Genomic DNA, 22,052 nt, shown 5'->3' with positions numbered 1-22,052 from the left:
CAGACTTTTCAAGTGCGTTCGAAAAATCTGGACATAAATGATTATTTGCCTGTAAGCTGGCTAACTACGTTAAGTAAAACATTAGCTCCAACTATTAAGTCTGAATCTCTTGTATATTCCTTTGGATTATGACTAATACCATCAATACTTGGGACGAAAATCATAGCTGTTGGGCAAATGCGAGCCATCATTTGGGCATCATGCCCTGCACCTGATGTCATTCGTCTTGACTGGAGGCCGTGGTCGCTAGTAACTTGCTCTATCAATTGAACAATTGTTTGGTCAAAGGTAACAGGGTTAAAACGTACTAGTTGTTCGGATCTAATGGAAACTCCTTCAGATGTCGCTAGTTCTTTTAGGTAGCCTGCAAGTGCTTGCTCCTCTTCTTGCAATCTCTGTTCGTTTGGATTACGCAAATCAACTGTGAATGTTGCCATAGAGGGGATGACATTAACAGCATTGGGCTTAAAATCAATAGTTCCAACTGTTGCAACCGTCAATCCATTTGAATTGTTCGCGAGATCGCGTAAATATGTTATTACCCGCGCAGCAGCAAGTCCTGCATCACGTCGCATATCAGTCGGTGTAGTACCTGCGTGGTTTGCAACACCTTCTATCGTGATACGCTGCCAAGTAATGCCTTGAAGATTCTCAACAGCTCCGATTGGGATACCCATTTTGTCAAGAATTGGTCCTTGTTCAATATGAAGCTCAATATAAGCATGTGGCTTTAAAAAGCCAGGCTCCTTCGTACCGGCATATCCAATACGTTCAAGTTCCTTGCCTAATCGTGTGCCATCCGTGCCTTTAGATGCAAGTGCATCGTCCACTGAGAGCCCACCAGCGTACACGAGGGATCCCATCATGTCGGGCTGATATCGTACTCCCTCTTCATTAGTAAATGCTGCAACTGCAATTGGACGAGTTGGTATAAAACCTTTTTCTTTTAAAGTGGTTATAACTTCAAGACCAGCAAGTACACCATAGCATCCATCGTACATACCTGCGTTAATGACTGTATCGATATGCGAGCCTAATAATAGTGGTGCTTCCTTTCTATTTTCATTACCATACCAGATCCCAAAAATATTACCGATTCTGTCGATTTCAACTTCCAATCCTGCTTCCTTCAACCAATTGACGAATAGGTCACGTCCGGCTTTATCCGTATCTGAAGCAGCTAATCTGGTTCGTTTCTTGTCATTGTCTACCCCCATTAGCCCAAGCTCTTGAAGGTGGCCGAATAGACGTTTGGAGTTGATGGATAGATTGTATTGAGTATTGATCATGTTTAAGTCTCCTTTTAAAAATGAAATGATAATGTTATAGTAATGGAATATTTGTTTGAATAATACGATTATTGAATAGAATAATAGAAATATATTGAGGTGTTCATGATGCAAATGAAAAATTTTGTTATTGACGATAGTTTAAAAGATCTAACGAAGCATAATACAGTTGTGATGCCCCTTGCATGTTATAAAATCACCATTGATCAAAATATTCATGGCTATATTCCACTTCATTGGCATGACGAAATTCAATTTGTTTTAGTCGTAAAGGGAGAAGCAATCTTTCAAGTTAATGAGGATTGGTTAGAGGTTCGAGAAGGTGATGGACTGTTTATAAATAGCGGAAGCCTGCATATGGCACAAGATAAGGAGCATTCAGGCTGCATCTATATATGTTTAAATCTTTCTCCTAATTTTGTTTTATCACAAGAACTCTATACTACTTACGTCAAGCCTTATATTCAAGCGACTAATTTACCTTACTTGTACATTGAAGCAAATGAGTTATGGGGGAAAAATATATTAGACGCTATATTAGAAATCTATCAATGTATGCAGCAAAAATTCCAATACTATGAAATCGATATAACGATTCAACTAGCCTTAATTTGGAAAAAATTAATTAATAATGGTTGTAAATTAGAATATATTCAAACAGAAATATTAAAAAATCAGCGAGTGAAGCAAATGTTAAGTTGGATACATGAGCATTATGCAGAAAAAATGATGTTAGAAGATATTGCGAGGGCTGGTCAGCTGAGCCGTTCCGAATGCTGCCGGTATTTCAAGCGGTTTTTAAAAAGTACTCCATTAAATTATGTTATAGATTATCGTATTCAAAAAAGTCTATATTTATTGCAGCAGGGTGATGCTACTATTACTGAAGTTGCTTATCAAGTAGGCTTTAATAGTACAAGCTATTTTATTAATAAATTCAAAGCTTCTATAAACATGACTCCGCTAGAATACAAAAATACTAAAATTAATAGACAATAGTGAAAAGGAGTGAGGATTTTACCATGTGATAATAACCATATGGAAGAAATCCTCACTCTTTTTGTTGAAAAATCTAATTTAATAAAGCCTTACAAATAAAAAAGAGAAAGTAAAACTATTTTGGAGCTACTTTTCCTGTTTAGTTATCTAGTTGAATACGATCTAAGCTATTTTTCCAGTTTGCTTTAATAGTATCAATTGCAAGTTGTAAATCCTGTTTTTTAATGGCATCAATTATTTGTTGATGCTCATGATAGGATGTGTACTTGGCATCGATATGACTGAAATAATGTATTTCTATTCTTTGAATCCTTACTTTTAAACTCGAGAGTAATGGAGGTAATTCTAAATTATTTGATAGCTGAATAATTTTATGATGAAATTTGTTATCTGCCTGAAGTATTGCATAAATATCTCCGGTTGCAATGGCTGTTTTAAAACTTTCATTAAGATGCTCCAATTCTTCGATGTCTATGGAAGAAAAATGAGGAAGGGCCTGTTCCAAAGCTAAGCGCTCCAGTGTCCATACAATGGAATAGATACTTTTAGCTCCATTTAAATCAATTGGAGATACTAACGTCCACCTATTAGCCTTAGTCACCACAAGCCCATCACTTTCTAATCTAAGTAAAGCTTCTCGGATAGGGGTGCGGCTAATGCCTAGCTGTTCAGATAAATCCTGATCTCTTAATTTTGTGCCCGGTTCAAGTTCTCCAGTTACAATCCACGTTCGCAGCTTATTGTATACCTCATCCTTCATAAACGTCCGCTTTAATTTAGTTTCATTCTTCTCAATTGTCACCTTCTAGCACCTCGCTGGAAAAATCATTCTTAATATGTAATATACCACAATTTGCTTTCAATTTATAAGCTTTAAGGAGAATAGGGGAAGGGGAATACAATTAGAATAAATTATTTAAATTTTTTGTCGAATGAAAAAAATTGTGTTGACTAGTATGTGAAGTGTGATATATTACTCTTATAAAAATAAATTATAGCTGGAGAAAAAAATACGCAAAGTCAATTTGGAAGCGTATATATTCTAATGTTATTTTTTGCTTCAGTCAGTAACTCTTTTCTTACGATAAGTGTGAAGCTTAATATGATTAGACAATAATAAGAAACCCAAAGGAGGAATTCAATTATGGTAAAAGAAGTAATTATCGCAGAAAATGCACCGGGAGCTATTGGACCGTATTCCCAAGCGATAAAAAAGGATAAGTTGATCTTTGTATCTGGTCAACTTCCTGTAAATCCGAAAACAGGTGAAATTTCGGAGGATATAAAAGAACAAACAAAACAATCTTTAATAAATGTGAAAGAAATAGTAGAGAAAGCCGGTGCTTCTTTAGAAAATGTTGTTAAAACAACAGTGTTTTTAAAAGACTTATCTCATTTTTCTGCGGTAAATGAAATATATGGAGAGTTTTTTGAAGGAAATTATCCTGCGAGAAGCTGTGTTGAGGTATCTAGGTTACCTAGAGATGTCGGTGTAGAAATAGAAGTCATTGCCATTTTAGAATAGGAGATTAAAAATGAAAAATTTAATGGAAATTAACTATATTATCAATAAAAGTGCAGAAAGAACAGATAGCGAGAAAGCATCGGTTGAATTTATGAGTGGTGAAATTGCTGAAAAGGTAAGAAACTTTCACAAAAGCTTTCCAGAGTATAAGGTAACTCCACTTCACAGTTTAGATAAGTTGTCTAAACAATTGGGAGTTAGCCGTATTTGGGTGAAAGACGAATCTTATAGATTTGGACTGAATGCCTTTAAAGTATTAGGAGGGTCATTTGCTGTTGGTAAATATTTGTCAGAAATATTAAACGTTGATATTTCAGCTCTTTCTTTTGAAAAACTGAGAAGTAAAGAAGTAAAAGAGAAACTTGGAGAGATTACTTTTGTAACAGCAACGGATGGAAATCATGGCAGAGGAATAGCTTGGGCTGCAAACCAGTTGGGACAAAAATCAGTCGTATATATGCCAAAAGGGTCTTCAGAAATAAGATTGAACAATATACGAAAAGAAGGATCAGACGCTTCGATAACAGATCTTAACTATGATGATACTGTTCGTCTGGCTAGTCAGAAGGCTAAAGAAAATGGCTGGGTTTTGCTACAGGACACAGCTTGGGATGGATATGAAAAGGTTCCAACTTGGATAATGCAGGGGTATGTAACTCTACTGGATGAAGCTATAGATCAGGTTGCTGAATCTGGTGATGACAAACCTACGCATGTGTTTTTACAAGCTGGGGTCGGATCCTTTGCTGGTAGCATGCTTGGATACTTAGTAGATAGATTCGGAGATGAACGTCCTACTACGGTTATCATCGAACCGGATGCAGCAGCATGCTTATACAAATCCATTGATGTCGGGGATGGAGAGCCACATTCAGTAACGGGCGCTTTGTCTACAATAATGGCTGGTTTAGCATGTGGGGAACCGAGTACAACTTCTTGGGGTATTTTAAAAGATTATGCTGAGATCTTTGTTTCTTGTCCGGATTACGTAGCTGCACGAGGTATGAGAATTCTTGCAAACCCATTAGGTAGTGACCAGCATATTATTTCAGGAGAATCAGGTGCAGTTGGTGTGGGCTTAGCTAGTCTACTGGCTGAAAATGATATGCTCCATGATATGAAAAATGCATTGAATTTAAATGAGGATTCGAAAATTCTTATTATAAGCACAGAAGGTGACACGGATCCAGATCATTTTAGAAAAGTAATATGGGACGGGGCATGTCCATCCATATAAGTAAGGAAAGAGCGACTTTACAGAGGATTTTAGTAAAAGTTAATCACCAAAAAAGTCATAGGGGAGAGTAGTTAATATGAGCAATGAAAATTTAAAGGATCAGCTTATTAATTGGAGGCACTATCTTCACTCGCATCCTGAAACTGCTTTTGAAGAAGAAAATACATCTCAATTTGTTGCAGAAAAATTATCAGAAATGGGCTATGAAGTGGTTGCGGGAATTGGAAAAACCGGAGTGGTTGGTACATTAAAAAACGGCAATGGCACAGGAATTATCGGAATTCGTGCGGATATGGATGCTTTAAACATTCAGGAAGAAACCAATCTACCATATGCTTCGAAATATCCTGGTAAGATGCATGCCTGCGGGCACGATGGACATGTTGCCACCGCACTTGGTGCAGCAAAACTACTTGCGGATCGAAAAAACTTTAATGGAACCGTTCGTTTCATTTTCCAACCTGCGGAGGAACATGGTGAAGGGGCACTTGCAATGCTTAAAGATGGCTTATTTGAGCGATTCCCAATTGATGAATTTTATGGGTTACATAATATGCCTGGTTTACCGGAGGGGCAAATCCATTCTAAAGTTGGAGGAATTTGTGCAAGTGAAGATAACTTCGAAATTCGTATAAAAGGGAAAGGAGGACATGCTTCTGCTCCGAACATGGGGGTAGACTCATTGGTGATCGCTTCCCAAATAATACTAGCATTACAAACCATTGTAGCAAGAAATATTGATCCGACTGACACAGCGGTTGTTTCTTGTACTGAAATTCATACTGACGGGACAGTTAATGTAATACCTACTAATGTCGTCATAACTGGTGACTGTAGAAGCTACAAACCAGAAGTTCAATCTCTTATTAAAGAGAGAATGCAAGCCATTTGTGAAAGTATTTGTGAAGCTAACGGGGCAACCTGCGAATTCACTTATAGAAACTCTTTTTCCCCAACGATTAATTGGGAGGAATGTCATCATACAGTCGTGCAAGCAGCTATAAATGTACTTGGAGAAGAAAATGTCGTGGATAATGCACTACCGATGATGGGTTCAGAGGATTTTGGGCATTTTATTGATAAAGTACCAGGATGCTATGTCTTTCTAGGTGGTAAGCGTGAGGGAGAAGAAGTATATCCTCTTCACCATGCTAAGTTTGATTATAAAGATGAAAATTTAGTTCTGGGTGCAGAATTTTTTGCAGAAATCGTTCGTTTAAAATTACCAATTTGAGGTATCGTTGTACAAGAATGTAAGGGGTTGCAAATCATTATGTTTATGTAAGCCTCTTTCCTTCCTTAAAGGTTCTCGTATTACTTGTCCCGATTATGAATTAATAATATATGAAATAGACTTGGTTAAGGGTTCAAATATAATTGTAAAACTGTGGGAATTACTAATCTGAAAATATTGGAAACCTCTAGATGATCAATATAGTGGGGAGTATAAAACTTTCACATCGAGATTCATTATTATTGCAGTATCTCAAGTATATGAAAGAAGAATTGTTAATAAACGTTATGACAATGACAAGTGATGCAGCAAATCTACAACGCTGTATCTTCATTTGATTCTGTGTCCAATAAAGTGAAACTTCAATCAGTGGGGGTTTTCTTCATCTCTCACTTATCTTATCGCTTTTCTTGAATCTTGAGGTGGGAGTCTTACTGCCCGTTAATGTGGGATAAAGTAGAAAATAGAAGGGGTTGGAATTATGCAAATAATCTATACTATAACTGATTGGCTATGGGCAAATGTAATCGGATACACTTTACTAGGTGTTGGTTTATACTTCACTATTAAACTAGGTTTCCCTCAGATAAAACATTTTATTCGGGCTTTTAGTACCATGAAAAAGAGTTTAAAAGGTGACGAAGGTGGACTATCTGGATTTGGTACTTTAATGGCTGCACTCGGCGGTCAATTAGGTACAGGGAGCCTAGTGGGTGTGAGTAGCGCATTATTTATAGGTGGTCCTGGTGCCATTTTTTGGATGTGGATGACTGCGTTGTTTGGTATGATTGTAAGTTTTAGTGAAACGGTTCTAGGACAAGCTTTTCGAATTAAAGATAAAGACGGAAATTACGAAGGGGGACCGGCTTATTACATTGAAAAAGGCTTGAGAAATAAGCCATTGGCTATTCTAATTTCACTTCTTTATGTGTTTGGTATAGGTATTGCCATCGCTTCTATTCAGACGAATTCAATTGCAAACGCTTTTACGGGCGTCGTTAATATTAATCCGATTATTCCTGGAATAATTGTTGTGATTTTGGCATTTTTAGTAACCATCGGGGGAATGAAAAGATTAGTAAATGTATCGACTTTCATTGTCCCTTTTATGGTATTTGTTTACTTTTCAGTTGTGCTTTATATAGTGATCATTAACATTACTTATATCCCAACTATCTTTGATGCTATATTTGAAAGCGCATTCACAGGGAAGTCAGCAGTTGGTGGAGTAGTCGGGTGGACTGTTGCAGAGGCATTTAGAAGTGGTGTTGCTAGGGGAATGTTTTCTAATGATGCAGGGAATGGTTCTGCTGCAATGATGCATGCTTCTGCTGATGTTAAACATCCAGTCGACCAAGGATTTTTAGCGATGATTGGTACTTTTATCACCACCATTATTATTTGTACAGCTACTGCATTAGCAATTTTGATGACGGGATCATTAGAATCAGGCCAGGATGGTATATTATTATTGCAAACAGCTTTTGGTTCTGTTTTGGGGAATTTAGGAAGTTGGATTGTATTTTTGGCGATGTTTTTATTCGGATTTACGACACTATTAGCAGATATGCGTTATGGTGAATCCAATTTAACTTATATTTTTAAAGATAAGAAGAAGTACCCTATTTTATCATACAGAGTCGTACTAGCTGTTATCCTTGTTATGGCAAGTGTTGTAGAATTGAATGTCATTTGGGCAGCTGTCGATCTAATCTTAGGAATGATTGTATTTATCAATGTTATATCTTTACTGCTTCTTTTTAAATACGTTAGATATATTTATCAACATTATTTTAGAGAAGTTGAAAAAGGCAACGATAATCCTAGATGGAATTATGATTTAGATATTACAAAAATTGATTTATCATATGTAGATGAACCTCATTATAAGGAATCAACAGATGTGGAGACTAAAAATAAAAAAGTAGTATAATTTGAATTATCCATCTAAATATCCCAATCACGTACTTTTTTATGTTCATTCAAATGAGTAGTTGCTTCGTCAAAAGATTTACCAAATCATTACTAGATACCTTGAAGATGACGCCACTGATAATTTAACGAACAATCCTGTTTTGTGGGGCATAAATCCGCGATAATGGAAGGCAATAATTTTAGGTACCAGTTTCTAACACAAATCGGAGGTGTGTTAGAAACTGGTACTGTTTTTTTACCCGAATAACTGGGGCTAAGCAATAACGGGTATACTAAAAAGATGCTATATTATAGTTATCTAGTATCTAACTGCAGTAAGGAGGGGAATCATGAGAATTTATTCAAACAAATGGTGGGAACAAGTAATTACATCGATAAATGATGGAATTTTAGTCATCGATGAGTTTGAAAAAGTTCTATTTATTAACCCGGAATATTCCCGAATTACAGGGGTCGGGAAAGAAATAATAGGAAAGCTACTTTCTGCATATAGACAAGGCGCTCAATTACCGGAAACACTGAAGGACGGGAAAACGAGAGTTGGTGTTTATCGTGAGATCAATGGTCGTGCATACGTAGTGGACATGGCTCCTATTGAAGAAAACGGTAAAATTATTGGAGCAGTGTCTGTTTGTAAAAGCATTAATGAAGTAAAGGATCTATCTAAGGAACTAAATCAGAAGGTAAAGCAAGTGATCGAATTACAAGAAAAGATTTCAACGCTATCTAGTGTAAAATATACATTCGACCAAATTATTACGCAAAGTGATGAGATGATCGACAATAAAAATATTGCCAAAAAATAGCGAATTCCAATTTACCAGTATTACTAATTGGAGAAAGTGGTACAGGAAAAGAGCTGTTTTCACAATCTATTCATGAAGCCAGTGATAGAAGAAATCATCCCTTCATTGCTGTAAACTGTGCTACAATTCCAGACACACTTATTGAAAGTGAATTGTTTGGATATGTAGACGGGGCTTTTACGGGTGCGAAAAAAGGCGGTAAAGTGGGATTATTTGAAATGGCTAATAAAGGCACACTGTTTTTAGATGAGATTGGTGACTTATCCTATAATGTACAAGCAAATTTACTTCGCGTATTACAGGAAGGAACCGTACGAAGAATAGGGGGTTCAACGGAGATAGATGTAGATGTTCGAATTATCGCCGCAACACATCAAGACTTAAATCAAATGGCACAGAAAAATAAATTTAGACAAGATTTATATTTTAGATTAAATGTTGCTCATTTAACGATACCTCCTTTACGTAACCGAAGAGAAGATATCCCATTTCTAGTAGAACGCTTTTTACCGCCCAACTATCGTTTAAGTAAGGATGTTATGCAGTTTTTACAGTCCTATAGTTGGCCGGGGAATGTACGTGAATTAAAAAATATGTTAAGTTATGCTTCCTGCTTAGCGGATAATGGAATAATAGAAATGGATCATTTGCCTGAAGTTATGAAAAATCAAATAATAGAAGATAACATTCAAACTGATGGGACGTTAAAATCAGTAGTTGCATCAGCAGAAGCTAGGTACATAAAGCAAATGCTTAAGCGATATGAAAAGAATATTGAAGGTAGAAAATTAGTGGCAAATAATTTAGGCATTTCTTTAGCGAGTTTATATAATAAAATACGTAAATATGAACTTGATTAAAAGTTCATTCTAAAATAATAGAATAAATAGTAATCATTCTATTATTTTAGAATGATGTTTTAAAAGCGTAATTTCCATAGTGAAATTGCGCTTTTATTATGATGAGACAATAAAGTGATTCTTTCATTCTAAAAAACTAGAATATCGAGACGACGAAAAATTGAAAAATAGCAAAGACGAAAGGTTTTCTGAGTTGGCACAGAACTTGCATATCACTAAATTGCACGAAGGGGTGTATTACATAAGGGAGTGAGAAATTAGATGTTAGCTTTATTAGGATTTTTGACGATTGGTGTATTTTTATTAGCTATTTTTACAAAAAAACTATCTGTCATCGTTTCGTTAGTTATTATCCCAATCATTTTCGGACTTATAGGTGGATTTGGAGCAGAAATTGGAGGGTTAATGCTTGATGGATTGATACAAGTAGCTCCAACGGGAATTATGTTAGTTTTTGCAATTATGTATTTTGGTTTAATGATGGATGTCGGTTTATTTGATCCAATGATTAAAAAGATTATTCAAATCGTAAAAGGAGATCCGCTAAAAGTAGTAATGGGTACGGTTTTTTTAGCAATGATTGTTCACATGGACGGTAATGATCTGCCACATTTATGATTACTGTTACAGCTATGCTGCCTATATATGAAAAGTTGGGAATGAATCGACTTATTTTGGCAGGAGTTGTTGCGCTTGGAGCAGGAGTTATGAATATAATTCCGTGGGGTGGGCCAACTGCACGTGCGATGACCACATTAAATGCAGAAGCAGTAGATATTTTTAATCCTGTTATACCAGCGATGGTTGCAGGGATTGCTTGGGTGTTGGTTGCGAGTTACTTAATCGGACGGAAAGAGAGGAAACGTTTAGGCATTATTGATATAGAGAAAATAGATTTTAATTTGGAGCTAGATGAAGAAACGAAAAGGATTCGTCGTCCTAAACTATTTTACTTTAATCTATTACTTACATTACTAATGCTTTGTGCTTTGTTACTAGTTTGGCTTCCAATGCCTGTTGTATTTATCGTAGGGTTTATTGTCGCGTTAATGGTGAATTATCCAAAAAATGCGGATCAGCAAGCACGTATTTTAAGTCATGCAGGTAATGTTTTATTAGTTGCATCAATGATTTTTGCAGCAGGTATTTTCACAGGAATATTAAATGGAACTGGCATGATTGGTGAGATGGCTTCCGCACTTGTTCGTTTAATACCAGAATCATTAGGTAATTATTTACCTACTATTGTAGCTATTACGAGTATGCCTTTAAGTTTAGTTTTCACACCGGATGCGTACTATTTTGGCGTATTGCCAATCATTAGTGAAACTGCTTCAAATTTAGGGATTAATCCACATGAGATTGGCCGTGCAGCAATTCTTGGTCAAATGACTGTTGGTTTTCCATTAAGTCCTTTAACAGCAGCGACATTTATATTAATTGGTTTAACGAAGGTTGACTTGTTTGAACATCAGAAATTTATATTTAAATGGGCGTTTGGTACAACGATTGTCATGACAATTGTTGCACTACTTACAGGCGCAATATCAATTTGAGGTGAATGAAATGATACGAATTGGATCAGGTGCTGGTTTTGCGGGGGACCGTATTGAACCAGCAGAAATATTAGTGGAGCATGCAAATTTAGACTATTTAGTATTAGAATGTTTGGCAGAAAGAACAATTGCTTTAGCACAAAAAAGAAAAAAACAAGATGCACATTCTGGATATGACGTACTGTTAGAAAAACGCATGAGATCTTTGATACCAAAGATTTCGGGGAAAAAAGTAAGGATTATTACAAATATGGGTGCTGCAAATCCGATAGCCGGAGCAAATAAAATAATAGAAATTGCGAAAGAGTTGAATATAACCGTAAAAGTTGCCGCTGTAACAGGAGACGATGTACTGACTAAAATTTCTCCGGATGATCTAGCTTGGGAAACAGGAGAACCTCTAAAAGAACACGGATCAATAGTATCGGCTAATGCATACATAGGTGTAGATGCCCTGTTAGATGCCCTAAAGTCAGATGCACAAATTATTATTGCAGGTCGAATTGCAGATCCGTCCTTATTTTTGGCACCCATGATTCATGAATTTAACTGGTCATTAGATGATTATGACATACTAGCTAAAGGAACGGTAATCGGACATTTATTGGAATGTGCTGGCCAACTAACAGGTGGATATTTTGCAGACCCTGGAAAAAAAGATATAAAGGATATGGCGAATTTAGGATTTCCCTTTGCGGATATATTAGCGGACGGCTCGGCGACATTCAGTAAAGTAGAGAATACAGGGGGACAAATCACGCTTCGTACAGCAAAAGAGCAATTACTATATGAAGTGATTGATCCAAATGCCTATATTACCCCTGATGTTATCGCAGATTTTACTTCGGTTAAGCTAGAGGAATTATCCGAAGGGCGGATAAAAGTAGATGGGGCAGTAGGACTTTCTAAGCCGCAAAAGCTAAAAGTAAGTATCGGCTATGAAGCTGGTTATATTGGAGAAGGGGAAATCTCTTATGCAGGTCCCAATGCAACGGCAAGGGCGAGACTTGCAGGAGATATTATTGAAGAAAGAATTGGACACTTACTCGGGGAATTTAGAGTTGATCTAATTGGAGTGAATGCTTGTCACCGGAAGAGCTTTCGAGAGACAGATCCTTATGAAGTGCGTTTAAGAGTTGTTGGAAAAGCAAAATCGACGGCAGAAGCTGCAATAATAGGAGAAGAAGTAGAAGCACTTTATACGAATGGCCCAGCAGGTGGTGGCGGTGCGAGGAAAGTGGTAAATGAAGTGATTGGTGTAGTTTCTACTTTTATAGATCGAGAACAAGTCCGCTTCCAAACCCAGTTGAAGGAGTATGTAGCAAATGAAACTTTATGATATTGCACATTGTCGAACAGGGGATAAAGGGAACTCTATTACGTTATCTGTCATCCCTTATGAAGAGTCTAATTATGAATTCTTAAAAGAGAGATTGACTGCAGATGTTGTAAAGCAGCATTTAAAAGGAATTGTAGAAGGGGAAGTAAAAAGATACGACGTTAAGAACATTCAGGCGCTCCAGTTCGTCTGTTCCGAAGCTCTGGTAACAGGGGTCACTACTTCTTTGACACTAGATACACACGGGAAGTCGTTAAGCTTTGCTTTGTTGGAGTTAGAAATAGGTTGAACACACAACCCGAAAGTTTGTACTATAAACTCTCGGGTTGAGGTTTTTTAAATAGTTGGTTTTTCAAGCTCATGTTTTTTTATATGGTATTGCAAGCTTTGTCTGGTGATTCCCAATTTTTTAGCGGCTTGGGAAACATTCCAGTTTACTAGTTTCAAAGTCGATTCGATTAACTGCTTTTCAGTATTATTGAAAATTTTCTTTAGTGGTCTTTGAATTGCTTCAGATTGTTGTGATGATTCAATTGCATACAATGGGATTAATTTTGTGCGCATATAGGAAGGCAGATGATCTACATCAATTTCCTCAGCATTTTCAGGTACACGAATTATTAGGTTTTCTATTAAATGTTCCAGTTCACGAATATTACCTGGCCAAGGATACTGTAGCAAACTTTTCTGCAGTATATCCGATAACTCTGGAACCTTCTTAGATAACTTTGTTTGATAATATGTGAGAAAGTAATTTATAAAAAAATGAACATCTTCTGTACGTTCTCTAAGTGGTGGGATGTAAAGACTTGTATGGGCAATTCTATAAAACAAGTCAAGGCGCATTTTATTTTCAATAATTAGTAGCTCGGGATCTTCATTGCATGCACTAATGACTGTACACTTTACAGAAGTCATTTCATTAGAGCCTACCCTTCGTACAAAACGTTCCTGTAATACTCGCATTAACTTGGATTGTAACGTCATAGGCATAGAGTTAATTTCGTCTAAGAATAAAGTGCCATCTTGCGCATATTCGAATAGCCCAATCTGATCTGTTGCGCCTGTATATGCGCCCTTAACAGTACCAAACAAAGTACTTTCCAATAAGTTTTCAGGAATTGCGGCGCAATTTATAGCAACGAATGGTTTATCTGCTCGTTTACTATGGTTATGCATGCTTTGTGCGAACAGCTCTTTCCCTGTACCTGTTTCGCCAACTATTAAGGTATCAGTATTGTGTATGGCTATGTTTTGTGCTTCCCTCATAAGGTTTAATAATGCGTGACTTTTCCCTTTAATATCTTTGAATGTATATATCGTGCCATTCTTTGCATAAACTTTCTCTTGTGCAGTAACATTTGCTTGTCTTTTTGACTCAATTGTTTGGTGTAGTCGATCTTTAAGTTTTGATTCATTTGTACTTAATGAAAAAACAGAAATGATATGCCCGTCTTTTTGAATTGGAAAAGTACTATAATTAACATACTTCGGAACTCCGTTTATTGTAGAGTGTGCCCGATATCTAGAGTATATTGGTTTACCTGTTTTAAATGTGTGCCTATGCTCAGAATATTGTGGATTGTAATTGTAAACAGACCACAAATGTTTTCCTATAATATCCTGACTATTTAATCCTTCCATTTTTTCCTGCGCTTCATTATAGAGAATAATCTCGCCTTCAGAGTTACTCATCATAACCCCTTCATCAAGTGAGTCAATAATTCTTTCCAAACAATATAATCGTTCTTCTAAATCTACTAAATTTGTCTTCCATTCTTTGAAGCATAAAAAAATATAGGTGGTTTCCAATGAAAAGAGTTTTACTTCAACTGAAAAACGCTTTCCGTTTAGCGAAAGTGGAAAAGTTTCGTTATTACTAAAGCTAATATTATCCAAGCTAAAATAACTAGAAATCGAAGTACCTACTGAGACTTCAAAAGGCATTTCTCCTTCAATATCATGCCAAAGGATTTTGTGTTGTTCATCTAATACAATAATTCCATTTACAAAACTTCTTATGAATGAACCGATTAAAGAGACAGACAAATTACTCATACTCCTTTCACTAAATAAAACTATGATTATTGTATCACGATTTTGATAATTTAGAAGAGTCTGCATGCAAAATATATCTGCATATAGGACAACCAATAAACTCAAGGATTTTGCACTATTTATTTGCAAATTAATTTGCTGATTGAAAAAATATCTGCTATTAATTTTGTTTTGTATCGTAATAGTTGAAGTCGAAATTAGTAATTCAAAAATATTTCTTTCACAGAATTGTTGTTAGTACTATGAATTCCTACAATGAAACTAAATTTTACACCTTTCAATTAAAAGTTGGCACGAGACTTGCATTATATAAAAGTGTGAAACCAATTAAATTAGTTTAGGGGGAATTATTAATGACAACACCAGAAATTTTATATTCCGTAAAAGCACAAAGGGGACCGGAGTTACGTTGTAAAGGTTGGAGACAAGAATCGATTTTACGAATGCTCGAAAATAATATGGAAAATGCCGAGAAACCAGAAGAGCTTGTAATCTACGGTGGTATCGGAAAAGCTGCCCGTAACTGGGAATCTTACCATGCAATTGTGAAATCATTAAAAGAATTAGAAGACGATGAGACACTTGTAGTGCAATCTGGAATGCCAGTTGCAATTTTTAAAACCCACAAATATGCGCCAACAGTTGTGATGGCTACAACGAATATTATGAAAGCTGATTGGCCGACGTTCTATGATCTACAAGATAAAAACTTAACAATTTACGCGAATTATACAGCTGCTCCATGGGAATACATCGGAACGCAAGGTGTTATTCAAGGTACTTTTGAAACACTTTCTGCAATAGCACGCTTACATTATGATGATTCGCTTGTTGGGAAAATTCTTTTAACAGCAGGTGCAGGGGGAATGGGAGGAAATCAGACACGTGCAATGACAATGCACGGTGGAGTAGCTATTCTTTGTGATTCGAATGTGGAAATCATCCAACGTCGTATAGACAAGGGGTTCATCGATGAGCTAGCTGGGTCGCTAGAGGAAGCAATTACAAAAGCAAAAGAATATGCAGCAGCTGGAAAACCACTTGGTATTGCTGTTGTAGGTAATGCAGCGGACATTTATGAAGAAGTCCTGGAGAAGGGATGGCTACCGGATATTTCCACATCGATGACGCCTGGACATGATCCAATTTCATATTTGCCAGCCGGATACACAGTGCAAGAAGCAGAAGAGCTCCGTGATACGAACCGTGAATTGTACTTGGCAAAAGCACGTGAAACGATGGTTCGTGAATTGAAAGCACTTATTAAATTCATGGATTTAGGTGTTCATTCATTTGAATACGGCACAAGTCACCGCAAAGAATGTATTGATGCTGGTATGGATGAAAAAGAAGCAAAGCGTCTTCCTGGTTTCGTAGCAGAATATATCCGACCACTTTTCTGCGAAGGGCGCGGACCATTCCGTTGGGTTTGCTTATCTGGAGAGGCGGAAGATTTACGTAAAATTGACGATATGATTTTAGAAAAATTTAGCGATGATAAGCTCGTTACACGTTGGATTAAATTAGCGAAAAAGCATATTCCAATTGAAGCTTTACCTGCACGTATTTGTTATATGGGATTCGGACAACGTAAAGCATTTGCGCTTGAAGTAAATGACATGATTAGACGTGGTGAATTGTCTGGTCCGGTCGCATTCTCTCGTGACAACTTAGACTCTGGTTCTATTGTAAATCCAACTTTTGAATCTGAAAATATGAAAGATGGCAGTGATTTAATCTCTGACTGGCCAATGTTAAATGGTCTTTTAAACGCAGTTGGTATGTGTGATTTAATCGCAATTCAAGCAAACTATTCAATGGGAGAAGCTGTTCATACAGGTGTAACAATGGTGGCAGATGGAACGGCAGAATCTGATATGAGACTGGAAGTTGCAATGACGGTAGACTCTGGGATTGGCGTTGTACGACATGCACAAGCCGGCTATGAAACTGCGCAGGATGTTGCGAACGGTAAAGGAAAACTAACGAATGAAAGTATCAAAATTCCATTGTGGTGGAAACGAGAAGCAACATTTGGACCAAAAGATGTGAAGAAAGAAGTAAATGCGTAAGTAGGAAAAATGGAAAGGTAGAGAACAAGTAAATATTATTTTCTCTACCTTTTTTTAATGGCTCACAAACAGTAATCGAAAACTATTAAATATAAGGGGACAATTGAATGAAAAAGTTTTCTATTCTAATCATTGTCATGATCATCTCTTTAATTCTTGCAGCCTGTGGTTCAAGTGGGACAAATGCTGAAGCCGATGGAACAAGCGGTGAAAAGAAAAAACTTAAAATCGCGACTGAAGCAAACTATGCGCCATTTGTTTTTTTAGATAAAGGGGAGATAACAGGTTTTGACGTGGATTTTATGAATGCTGTTGCAGTAGAAGCGGGCTACGAAATTGAACTTGTAAATGTTGGATGGGATCCATTATTTGTCGAAGTTAAAGATAAGCTTTCCGATTTAGGTATATGTGCAATTACGATAAATGACGAACGTGAACAAACCTATGATTTTTCTGTTCCATACTATTTATCAACAAATGAAATTTTGGTACCCGAAGGTAGTGATATAAAAAGTGCTGCTGATTTAAAGGGCAAAGTTGTAGCTGTTCTAGGGGGTACTACAGGTCAGGAAGCGGTTGAAGGCATTCTTGGCAAAAACCATAAGGATATTAAGAAATTCGATAATAATAATCTAGCTATTTTGGAGTTATTAAGTGGCGGAGCAGATGCTGTTGTAGCTGACAATGCAGTAGTTCAAGAATATGCAAAAAACAATCCCGATAAAAAATTATCCATAATTAAAGATGAGGAAGGTTTTGAAAAAGAATTTTATGGGCTTATGTTTCCAAAAGGTAGTGACCTTAAATCAGATTTTGATGTAGCTGTTACTGAAGTACTCAAAAATGGAACTTATGCAAAAATTTATGAAGAGTGGTTTGGTGCTGAACCTGATGTAGAAACGATATTAGCAGAACAGGAGTAAATGGATAAATCTAATTGCGTAACTCTTAATAAGTAGTTACGCAATTTTGGTTTACATAAGGGGGGAAATCAATGGATTTTAGATTTGACATCTTAGTAGAATATATTCCTTTCTTTGTGAAGGGGACATTACTGACAATCGGGTTATCATTGGTTGGGATTTTGATTGGAACAGTACTAGGATTATTAATCGGTTTAGGGAAAATGATGCGAAATAAACCGATTGCGTTTCTTTGTAGTTGTTATATTACTTTTTTTCGTGGAACCCCACTATACGTGCAATTACTATTAATTCATTTTGGTGTAGTGCCCTTGTTAACTGGAAATACAAATGGGATACTTGCAAGCATTATTGCACTTTCCTTGATTGCTGGCGCATATATATCAGAAATTTTTAGGGCTGGCATACAGTCAATTGATAAGGGGCAAATGGAAGCAGCCCGTTCTTTAGGTATGAATCATGTTCAGTCTATGAAAGATGTTATTTTGCCTCAGGCCTTTAAAAGAATGATTCCTCCCCTTGGGAACGAATTCATCGTTCTTATAAAAGAATCTTCACTGGCATCTCTCGTGGCGGCTCCTGAGCTTATGTATTATGGGAGGGCGTTAGGAAGCCAGTATTTCCGAGTATGGGAACCATATCTCACGGCTGCACTTATATATCTAGTGTTAACTACCTCTTTAAGCTACTTATTAAATCGTCTTGAAAGAAGGTTAGCGACAGAATGATAGAAGTAAAAAATTTGAAAAAATCATTTGGGAGTAACGAAGTATTAAAGGACATTAACGCATTCATAAATCCAAAGGAAGTAGTGGTAGTTATTGGCCCTTCCGGATCAGGAAAGTCTACTTTCTTAAGATGTCTTAATTTACTTGAATCCATTACAGCGGGTCACGTTACGATTGAAGGTGTTGATATTACAGATAAGAAAACAGATATTAATAAAGTAAGAACCGAGGTAGGCATGGTTTTTCAGCAATTTAATTTATTTCCACATAAAACCGTGATTGATAATATTATGCTTGCCCCAATGAGAGTAAGAAAGTTATCTGCGGAAGAAGCTAGAGAAAAAGGTTTAGAGCTTCTTCGAAAAGTGGGATTGAAAGAGAAGGCAGATGCTTACCCAGATTCCTTATCTGGAGGACAAAAACAGCGAGTTGCAATTGCTAGAGCTCTTGCAATGGAGCCGAAAATTATGCTTTTTGATGAACCAACCTCAGCACTTGACCCTGAGATGGTTGGTGAAGTACTAGAAGTTATGAAACAACTAGCACTTGAAGGAATGACGATGGTGGTTGTGACTCATGAGATGGGTTTTGCACGAGAAGTCGGTGATCGTGTTTTGTTTATGGATGGCGGTTACATTGTGGAAGAAAATGAACCGAAACAACTTTTTGAAAACCCGCAACATGATCGAACAAAATCTTTTTTAAGTAAGGTTTTATAAATTATAAGTTTGACTATTCGAAAAAACAAGAAAATGTGTACTCTCTTTCTAAATTAGCTAATACAATCTATGGGGTGAAAATATGAATAATCTTCAAGAAACTATTGATAATTCTCCAATAGCCACTAGAGAAGATAGAAGTGTTTACCAGTTTCGAAATATTTTCAGATTTTTCTTTTTCAGTGCAATTGGTATCTTTATGTTTTTTATTCCTATTGAATTAAACGACAAAAGCTCTATTCCATTAGATCATCTAGTTACATGGCTTCGATCATTGTCGAGTACTGCGAGTGCATACTATGCGATGATTCTTGTCTTATTAGGAGCGGTTTACCCATTTTACAAAAAAACTTGGCGAAAAAGTAAAGTTGAGATGGTGCTATCTGGTTTTAAAGTATTAGGTGCCATTGCAGCATTTTTAGTACTGTTTGAAATCGGTCCAGCATGGTTAATGGCCGAGGATATGGGACCTTATTGGTACTATAGTTTGCTTATTCCTATTGGGGTTCTAGTTCCAATTGGAGCGATTTTTCTAGCAATGCTTGTCGGATATGGGTTACTGGAATTTATCGGTATTTTCATGCAACCGATTATGCGGCCAGTTTGGCGAACTCCAGGAAGATCAGCTATTGATGCAGTAGCCTCTTTTGTAGGTAGTTATTCGATAGGTTTATTAATAACGAACCGGATTTATAAAGAAGGAAAGTATACGAAGAGAGAAGCAATCATCATTGCAACCGGATTTTCTACTGTGTCAGCGACATTTATGATTGTTGTGGCTAAGACTCTGGATATAATGCATATTTGGAATTTGTATTTTTGGCTTACTTTTTTAGTTACCTTTGTAGTGACAGCTATTACTGTGAGGATCTGGCCGATTAATAAACTAAGTGATGATTATTATACTGAAGAAGGATTTCCGGAAGAAATTATTAAGGAAAATCGTATAAGGCACGCGTGGGAGCAAGCCATGACTACGGCTCATAATGCACCAAAGTTGAAAGAAAATATATATGTAAACGTTAAAGATGGATTAGTGATGGCGATGGGTATTTTACCATCCATTATGTCCATTGGGTTATTAGGTTTAATCTTGGCCAATCAGACACCAGTATTTGATTATCTTGGTTATATTTTTTATCCATTAACATGGGTTCTTCAAATTCCGGAACCATTTCTCGCTGCAAAAGCTGCGGCTATTAACTTGATAGACATGTTCTTACCGTCGCTAGTAGTGTTGCAAGCAAGTTTAGAAACTAAATTCATTATTGGCTCTCTATCTATTTCAACCATACTCTTCTTTTCAGCGTTGATACCTTGCATACTTTCTACGGAAATACCGATCAAGATGAGTCATATACTGGCAATTTGGTTTTTAAGAACAGTGTTAACACTTATCATCGTTACACCACTTGCATTTTTGTTCCTTTGAGAGTTAATACGCACTGTTGATTAAATAAGTCTCTGAATATTTTTTATGGAGGTATTTGAATGAATACAGAAACCAAAGTTAAAACAAAAGTAGATTTAGTCATTTGTAACGCAACTGAAGTAATTACCTGCACTGGAAACGGTATGCAAGAAATTGGAGTTATTCAAAATGCATGGATAGCTATTAAAAACGACAAAATTGTTGGGGTTGGATCTGAAGAAGAGATAAACAACCAATTTGACATAGACAATTCAGCTAATATTAATGCTTCTGGAAAAGTTGTTGCACCGGGGTTTGTTGATTGTCATACACATCTTGTTTTTAATGGTTCGCGAGTAGAAGAATATGCGGCAAAACTAGCTGGCAATGTTGCTGAGAACTTGAAGGAACTTGGAATTACAACTGGACCGAACAGAACGATCGAATTAACACGTCATGCAGCGGAAGAGGAATTATTTCAACAAGCGAAAAAAAGAATGTTATCAATGTTAGATTATGGCATTACGACAATCGAAAGTAAAAGTGGATATGGTTTGACGACGGAAAGTGAAATTAAAATACTTGAAGTAGGAAGAAGGCTTAATAGGGAAACACCAGTGGACGTATTAAATACATTTTTGGGGGCCCATGGTATCCCGGAAGGTATGACAAAAAGTGATTATCTCGAAATCATTATCAATGAAATGATCCCAAAAGTTGGAGAGTTAAAACTTGCTGAATTTTGTGATGCTTGGTGTGATGAGGGATATTTTACAGCAGAAGAGTCTAAGAAAATCTTACAAGCAGGATTACAACATGGGATGAAACCGAAATTACATGCTGATGCATATTCATATATTGGTGGTTCTGATCTAGCTGTGGAGATGAACATGGTTTCTGTAGATCATCTGAATTTCACACCTGTCGATGTGATGGAGAAGCTAGCAAAGTCGGAAGTAACTGGTGTATTAATGCCGGCACTTGATTTTGCAGTTGGACATAAGCAACCCTTTGAAGCAAGGAAAATGCTCGACTTAGGTATGAATATAGCACTCGCAACAGATCTTTGTCCGGCATGTTATACAGAATCTATGCAGTTTGTTATTAATCTTGCTTGTCGATTATATAAGTTCACAGTAGAAGAGGCGATAAAAGCCGCAACTTATGGTGGAGCGCTTGCCCTTAATTTAGACGATCGTGGAGTGATTCAAGTTGGTAAATTAGCAGACTTGCAAATTTGGGATATTCCAACTTATAAGCATGTTGCATATGAACTTGGGACAAATATTGTGGAAACAGTTATTAAAGATGGCAAAGTCGTAGTTAGAAGGTAAATTTATCAAAAAATTGGAGGAATTACA

Annotated in this window: 18 protein-coding genes and 1 pseudogene; 16 read left to right on the top strand and 3 right to left on the bottom strand. The window is 36.6% G+C overall.

Annotated features, from left to right (window positions below; translation table 11 throughout):
- Positions 1 to 41: 41 nt before the first annotated feature.
- Positions 42 to 1,289, bottom strand: a complete 1,248-nt coding sequence (locus OR571_RS14865) for a Zn-dependent hydrolase (protein ID WP_282243847.1) — start codon at positions 1,287 to 1,289, stop codon at positions 42 to 44.
- 114 nt (positions 1,290 to 1,403) lie between these two features.
- Between OR571_RS14865 and OR571_RS14860 the strand changes: the two genes are divergently transcribed.
- On the top strand, positions 1,404 to 2,288 hold the full coding sequence (locus tag OR571_RS14860) for an AraC family transcriptional regulator (RefSeq protein ID WP_282244195.1): 885 nt from the start codon (positions 1,404 to 1,406) through the stop codon (positions 2,286 to 2,288).
- A gap of 139 nt (positions 2,289 to 2,427) precedes the next feature.
- On the opposite strand, the gene OR571_RS14855 is transcribed toward OR571_RS14860, so the two are convergent.
- Complete coding sequence (locus OR571_RS14855) at positions 2,428 to 3,090, bottom strand: GntR family transcriptional regulator (RefSeq protein ID WP_481900395.1); 663 nt, start codon at positions 3,088 to 3,090, stop codon at positions 2,428 to 2,430.
- 342 nt (positions 3,091 to 3,432) lie between these two features.
- Here OR571_RS14855 and OR571_RS14850 point away from each other — a divergent pair, with 342 nt between their 5' ends.
- The 9 genes and pseudogenes from OR571_RS14850 (at position 3,433) to OR571_RS14810 (ending at position 13,069) form a co-directional block, all read left to right on the top strand.
- Complete coding sequence (locus OR571_RS14850; protein WP_282243846.1) at positions 3,433 to 3,813, top strand: RidA family protein; 381 nt, start codon at positions 3,433 to 3,435, stop codon at positions 3,811 to 3,813.
- A 10-nt stretch (positions 3,814 to 3,823) separates the two neighbouring features.
- Positions 3,824 to 5,050 (top strand): diaminopropionate ammonia-lyase, encoded by a 1,227-nt coding sequence (gene dpaL, locus OR571_RS14845; protein ID WP_282243845.1) that lies wholly within the window; start codon positions 3,824 to 3,826, stop codon positions 5,048 to 5,050.
- Between the two features lie 76 nt (positions 5,051 to 5,126).
- Positions 5,127 to 6,284 (top strand): M20 aminoacylase family protein, encoded by a 1,158-nt coding sequence (locus OR571_RS14840; RefSeq protein ID WP_282243844.1) that lies wholly within the window; start codon positions 5,127 to 5,129, stop codon positions 6,282 to 6,284.
- 481 nt (positions 6,285 to 6,765) lie between these two features.
- Positions 6,766 to 8,217, top strand: a complete 1,452-nt coding sequence (locus tag OR571_RS14835) for an alanine/glycine:cation symporter family protein (RefSeq protein WP_282243843.1) — start codon at positions 6,766 to 6,768, stop codon at positions 8,215 to 8,217.
- 331 nt (positions 8,218 to 8,548) lie between these two features.
- Entirely contained in the window at positions 8,549 to 9,025 is a 477-nt protein-coding gene (locus OR571_RS14830) for a PAS domain-containing protein (protein ID WP_282243842.1), read from the top strand.
- On the top strand, positions 9,022 to 9,885 hold the full coding sequence (locus OR571_RS14825; protein WP_348775053.1) for a sigma-54 interaction domain-containing protein: 864 nt from the start codon (positions 9,022 to 9,024) through the stop codon (positions 9,883 to 9,885). Before OR571_RS14830 ends, OR571_RS14825 begins: the two co-directional genes overlap by 4 nt.
- A 261-nt stretch (positions 9,886 to 10,146) precedes the next feature.
- Positions 10,147 to 11,441, top strand: a pseudogene (locus OR571_RS14820) (CitMHS family transporter).
- A 10-nt stretch (positions 11,442 to 11,451) separates the two neighbouring features.
- Positions 11,452 to 12,780, top strand: a complete 1,329-nt coding sequence (locus tag OR571_RS14815; RefSeq protein ID WP_282243841.1) for an acyclic terpene utilization AtuA family protein — start codon at positions 11,452 to 11,454, stop codon at positions 12,778 to 12,780.
- Complete coding sequence (locus tag OR571_RS14810) at positions 12,767 to 13,069, top strand: AtuA-related protein (protein ID WP_282243840.1); 303 nt, start codon at positions 12,767 to 12,769, stop codon at positions 13,067 to 13,069. The genes OR571_RS14815 and OR571_RS14810 overlap by 14 nt, the downstream gene beginning before the upstream one ends.
- A gap of 47 nt (positions 13,070 to 13,116) precedes the next feature.
- Here the strand turns inward: OR571_RS14810 and OR571_RS14805 are convergent, their stop codons facing one another.
- Entirely contained in the window at positions 13,117 to 14,838 is a 1,722-nt protein-coding gene (locus tag OR571_RS14805; protein WP_282243839.1) for a sigma-54 interaction domain-containing protein, read from the bottom strand.
- A 353-nt stretch (positions 14,839 to 15,191) separates the two neighbouring features.
- Here OR571_RS14805 and hutU point away from each other — a divergent pair, with 353 nt between their 5' ends.
- The 6 genes from hutU (at position 15,192) to hutI (ending at position 22,025) form a co-directional block, all read left to right on the top strand.
- Positions 15,192 to 16,910 (top strand): urocanate hydratase, encoded by a 1,719-nt coding sequence (hutU, locus tag OR571_RS14800; RefSeq protein WP_282243838.1) that lies wholly within the window; start codon positions 15,192 to 15,194, stop codon positions 16,908 to 16,910.
- A 107-nt stretch (positions 16,911 to 17,017) separates the two neighbouring features.
- On the top strand, positions 17,018 to 17,833 hold the full coding sequence (locus OR571_RS14795) for a basic amino acid ABC transporter substrate-binding protein (RefSeq protein ID WP_282243837.1): 816 nt from the start codon (positions 17,018 to 17,020) through the stop codon (positions 17,831 to 17,833).
- 71 nt (positions 17,834 to 17,904) lie between these two features.
- On the top strand, positions 17,905 to 18,561 hold the full coding sequence (locus OR571_RS14790) for an amino acid ABC transporter permease (RefSeq protein ID WP_282243836.1): 657 nt from the start codon (positions 17,905 to 17,907) through the stop codon (positions 18,559 to 18,561).
- On the top strand, positions 18,558 to 19,280 hold the full coding sequence (locus OR571_RS14785; protein ID WP_142606624.1) for an amino acid ABC transporter ATP-binding protein: 723 nt from the start codon (positions 18,558 to 18,560) through the stop codon (positions 19,278 to 19,280). The genes OR571_RS14790 and OR571_RS14785 overlap by 4 nt, the downstream gene beginning before the upstream one ends.
- 82 nt (positions 19,281 to 19,362) lie before the next feature.
- On the top strand, positions 19,363 to 20,712 hold the full coding sequence (locus OR571_RS14780) for a YjiH family protein (RefSeq protein WP_282243835.1): 1,350 nt from the start codon (positions 19,363 to 19,365) through the stop codon (positions 20,710 to 20,712).
- A gap of 59 nt (positions 20,713 to 20,771) precedes the next feature.
- Entirely contained in the window at positions 20,772 to 22,025 is a 1,254-nt protein-coding gene (gene hutI / locus OR571_RS14775; RefSeq protein WP_282243834.1) for an imidazolonepropionase, read from the top strand.
- Positions 22,026 to 22,052 lie beyond the last annotated feature (27 nt).

The sequence above is a fragment of the Psychrobacillus sp. NEAU-3TGS genome (genome assembly GCF_029955155.1).
In the GTDB taxonomy this organism is placed as follows: domain Bacteria; phylum Bacillota; class Bacilli; order Bacillales_A; family Planococcaceae; genus Psychrobacillus.
The sequence above is the reverse complement of the archived record's forward strand: the minus strand, read 5'-3'. Positions and strand labels throughout refer to the sequence as shown.

Bases quoted from the DNA above. Each gene is read 5' to 3' on its own strand.
- OR571_RS14865 (WP_282243847.1), bottom strand. From the start codon at position 1,289: ATGATCAATACTCAATACAATCTATCCATCAACTCCAAACGTCTATTC.
- OR571_RS14860 (WP_282244195.1), top strand. From the start codon at position 1,404: ATGAAAAATTTTGTTATTGACGATAGTTTAAAAGATCTAACGAAGCAT.
- OR571_RS14850 (WP_282243846.1), top strand. From the start codon at position 3,433: ATGGTAAAAGAAGTAATTATCGCAGAAAATGCACCGGGAGCTATTGGA.
- dpaL (WP_282243845.1), top strand. From the start codon at position 3,824: ATGAAAAATTTAATGGAAATTAACTATATTATCAATAAAAGTGCAGAA.
- OR571_RS14840 (WP_282243844.1), top strand. From the start codon at position 5,127: ATGAGCAATGAAAATTTAAAGGATCAGCTTATTAATTGGAGGCACTAT.
- OR571_RS14835 (WP_282243843.1), top strand. From the start codon at position 6,766: ATGCAAATAATCTATACTATAACTGATTGGCTATGGGCAAATGTAATC.
- OR571_RS14830 (WP_282243842.1), top strand. From the start codon at position 8,549: ATGAGAATTTATTCAAACAAATGGTGGGAACAAGTAATTACATCGATA.
- OR571_RS14815 (WP_282243841.1), top strand. From the start codon at position 11,452: ATGATACGAATTGGATCAGGTGCTGGTTTTGCGGGGGACCGTATTGAA.
- OR571_RS14810 (WP_282243840.1), top strand. From the start codon at position 12,767: ATGAAACTTTATGATATTGCACATTGTCGAACAGGGGATAAAGGGAAC.
- OR571_RS14805 (WP_282243839.1), bottom strand. From the start codon at position 14,838: ATGAGTAATTTGTCTGTCTCTTTAATCGGTTCATTCATAAGAAGTTTT.
- hutU (WP_282243838.1), top strand. From the start codon at position 15,192: ATGACAACACCAGAAATTTTATATTCCGTAAAAGCACAAAGGGGACCG.
- OR571_RS14795 (WP_282243837.1), top strand. From the start codon at position 17,018: ATGAAAAAGTTTTCTATTCTAATCATTGTCATGATCATCTCTTTAATT.
- OR571_RS14790 (WP_282243836.1), top strand. From the start codon at position 17,905: ATGGATTTTAGATTTGACATCTTAGTAGAATATATTCCTTTCTTTGTG.
- OR571_RS14785 (WP_142606624.1), top strand. From the start codon at position 18,558: ATGATAGAAGTAAAAAATTTGAAAAAATCATTTGGGAGTAACGAAGTA.
- OR571_RS14780 (WP_282243835.1), top strand. From the start codon at position 19,363: ATGAATAATCTTCAAGAAACTATTGATAATTCTCCAATAGCCACTAGA.
- hutI (WP_282243834.1), top strand. From the start codon at position 20,772: ATGAATACAGAAACCAAAGTTAAAACAAAAGTAGATTTAGTCATTTGT.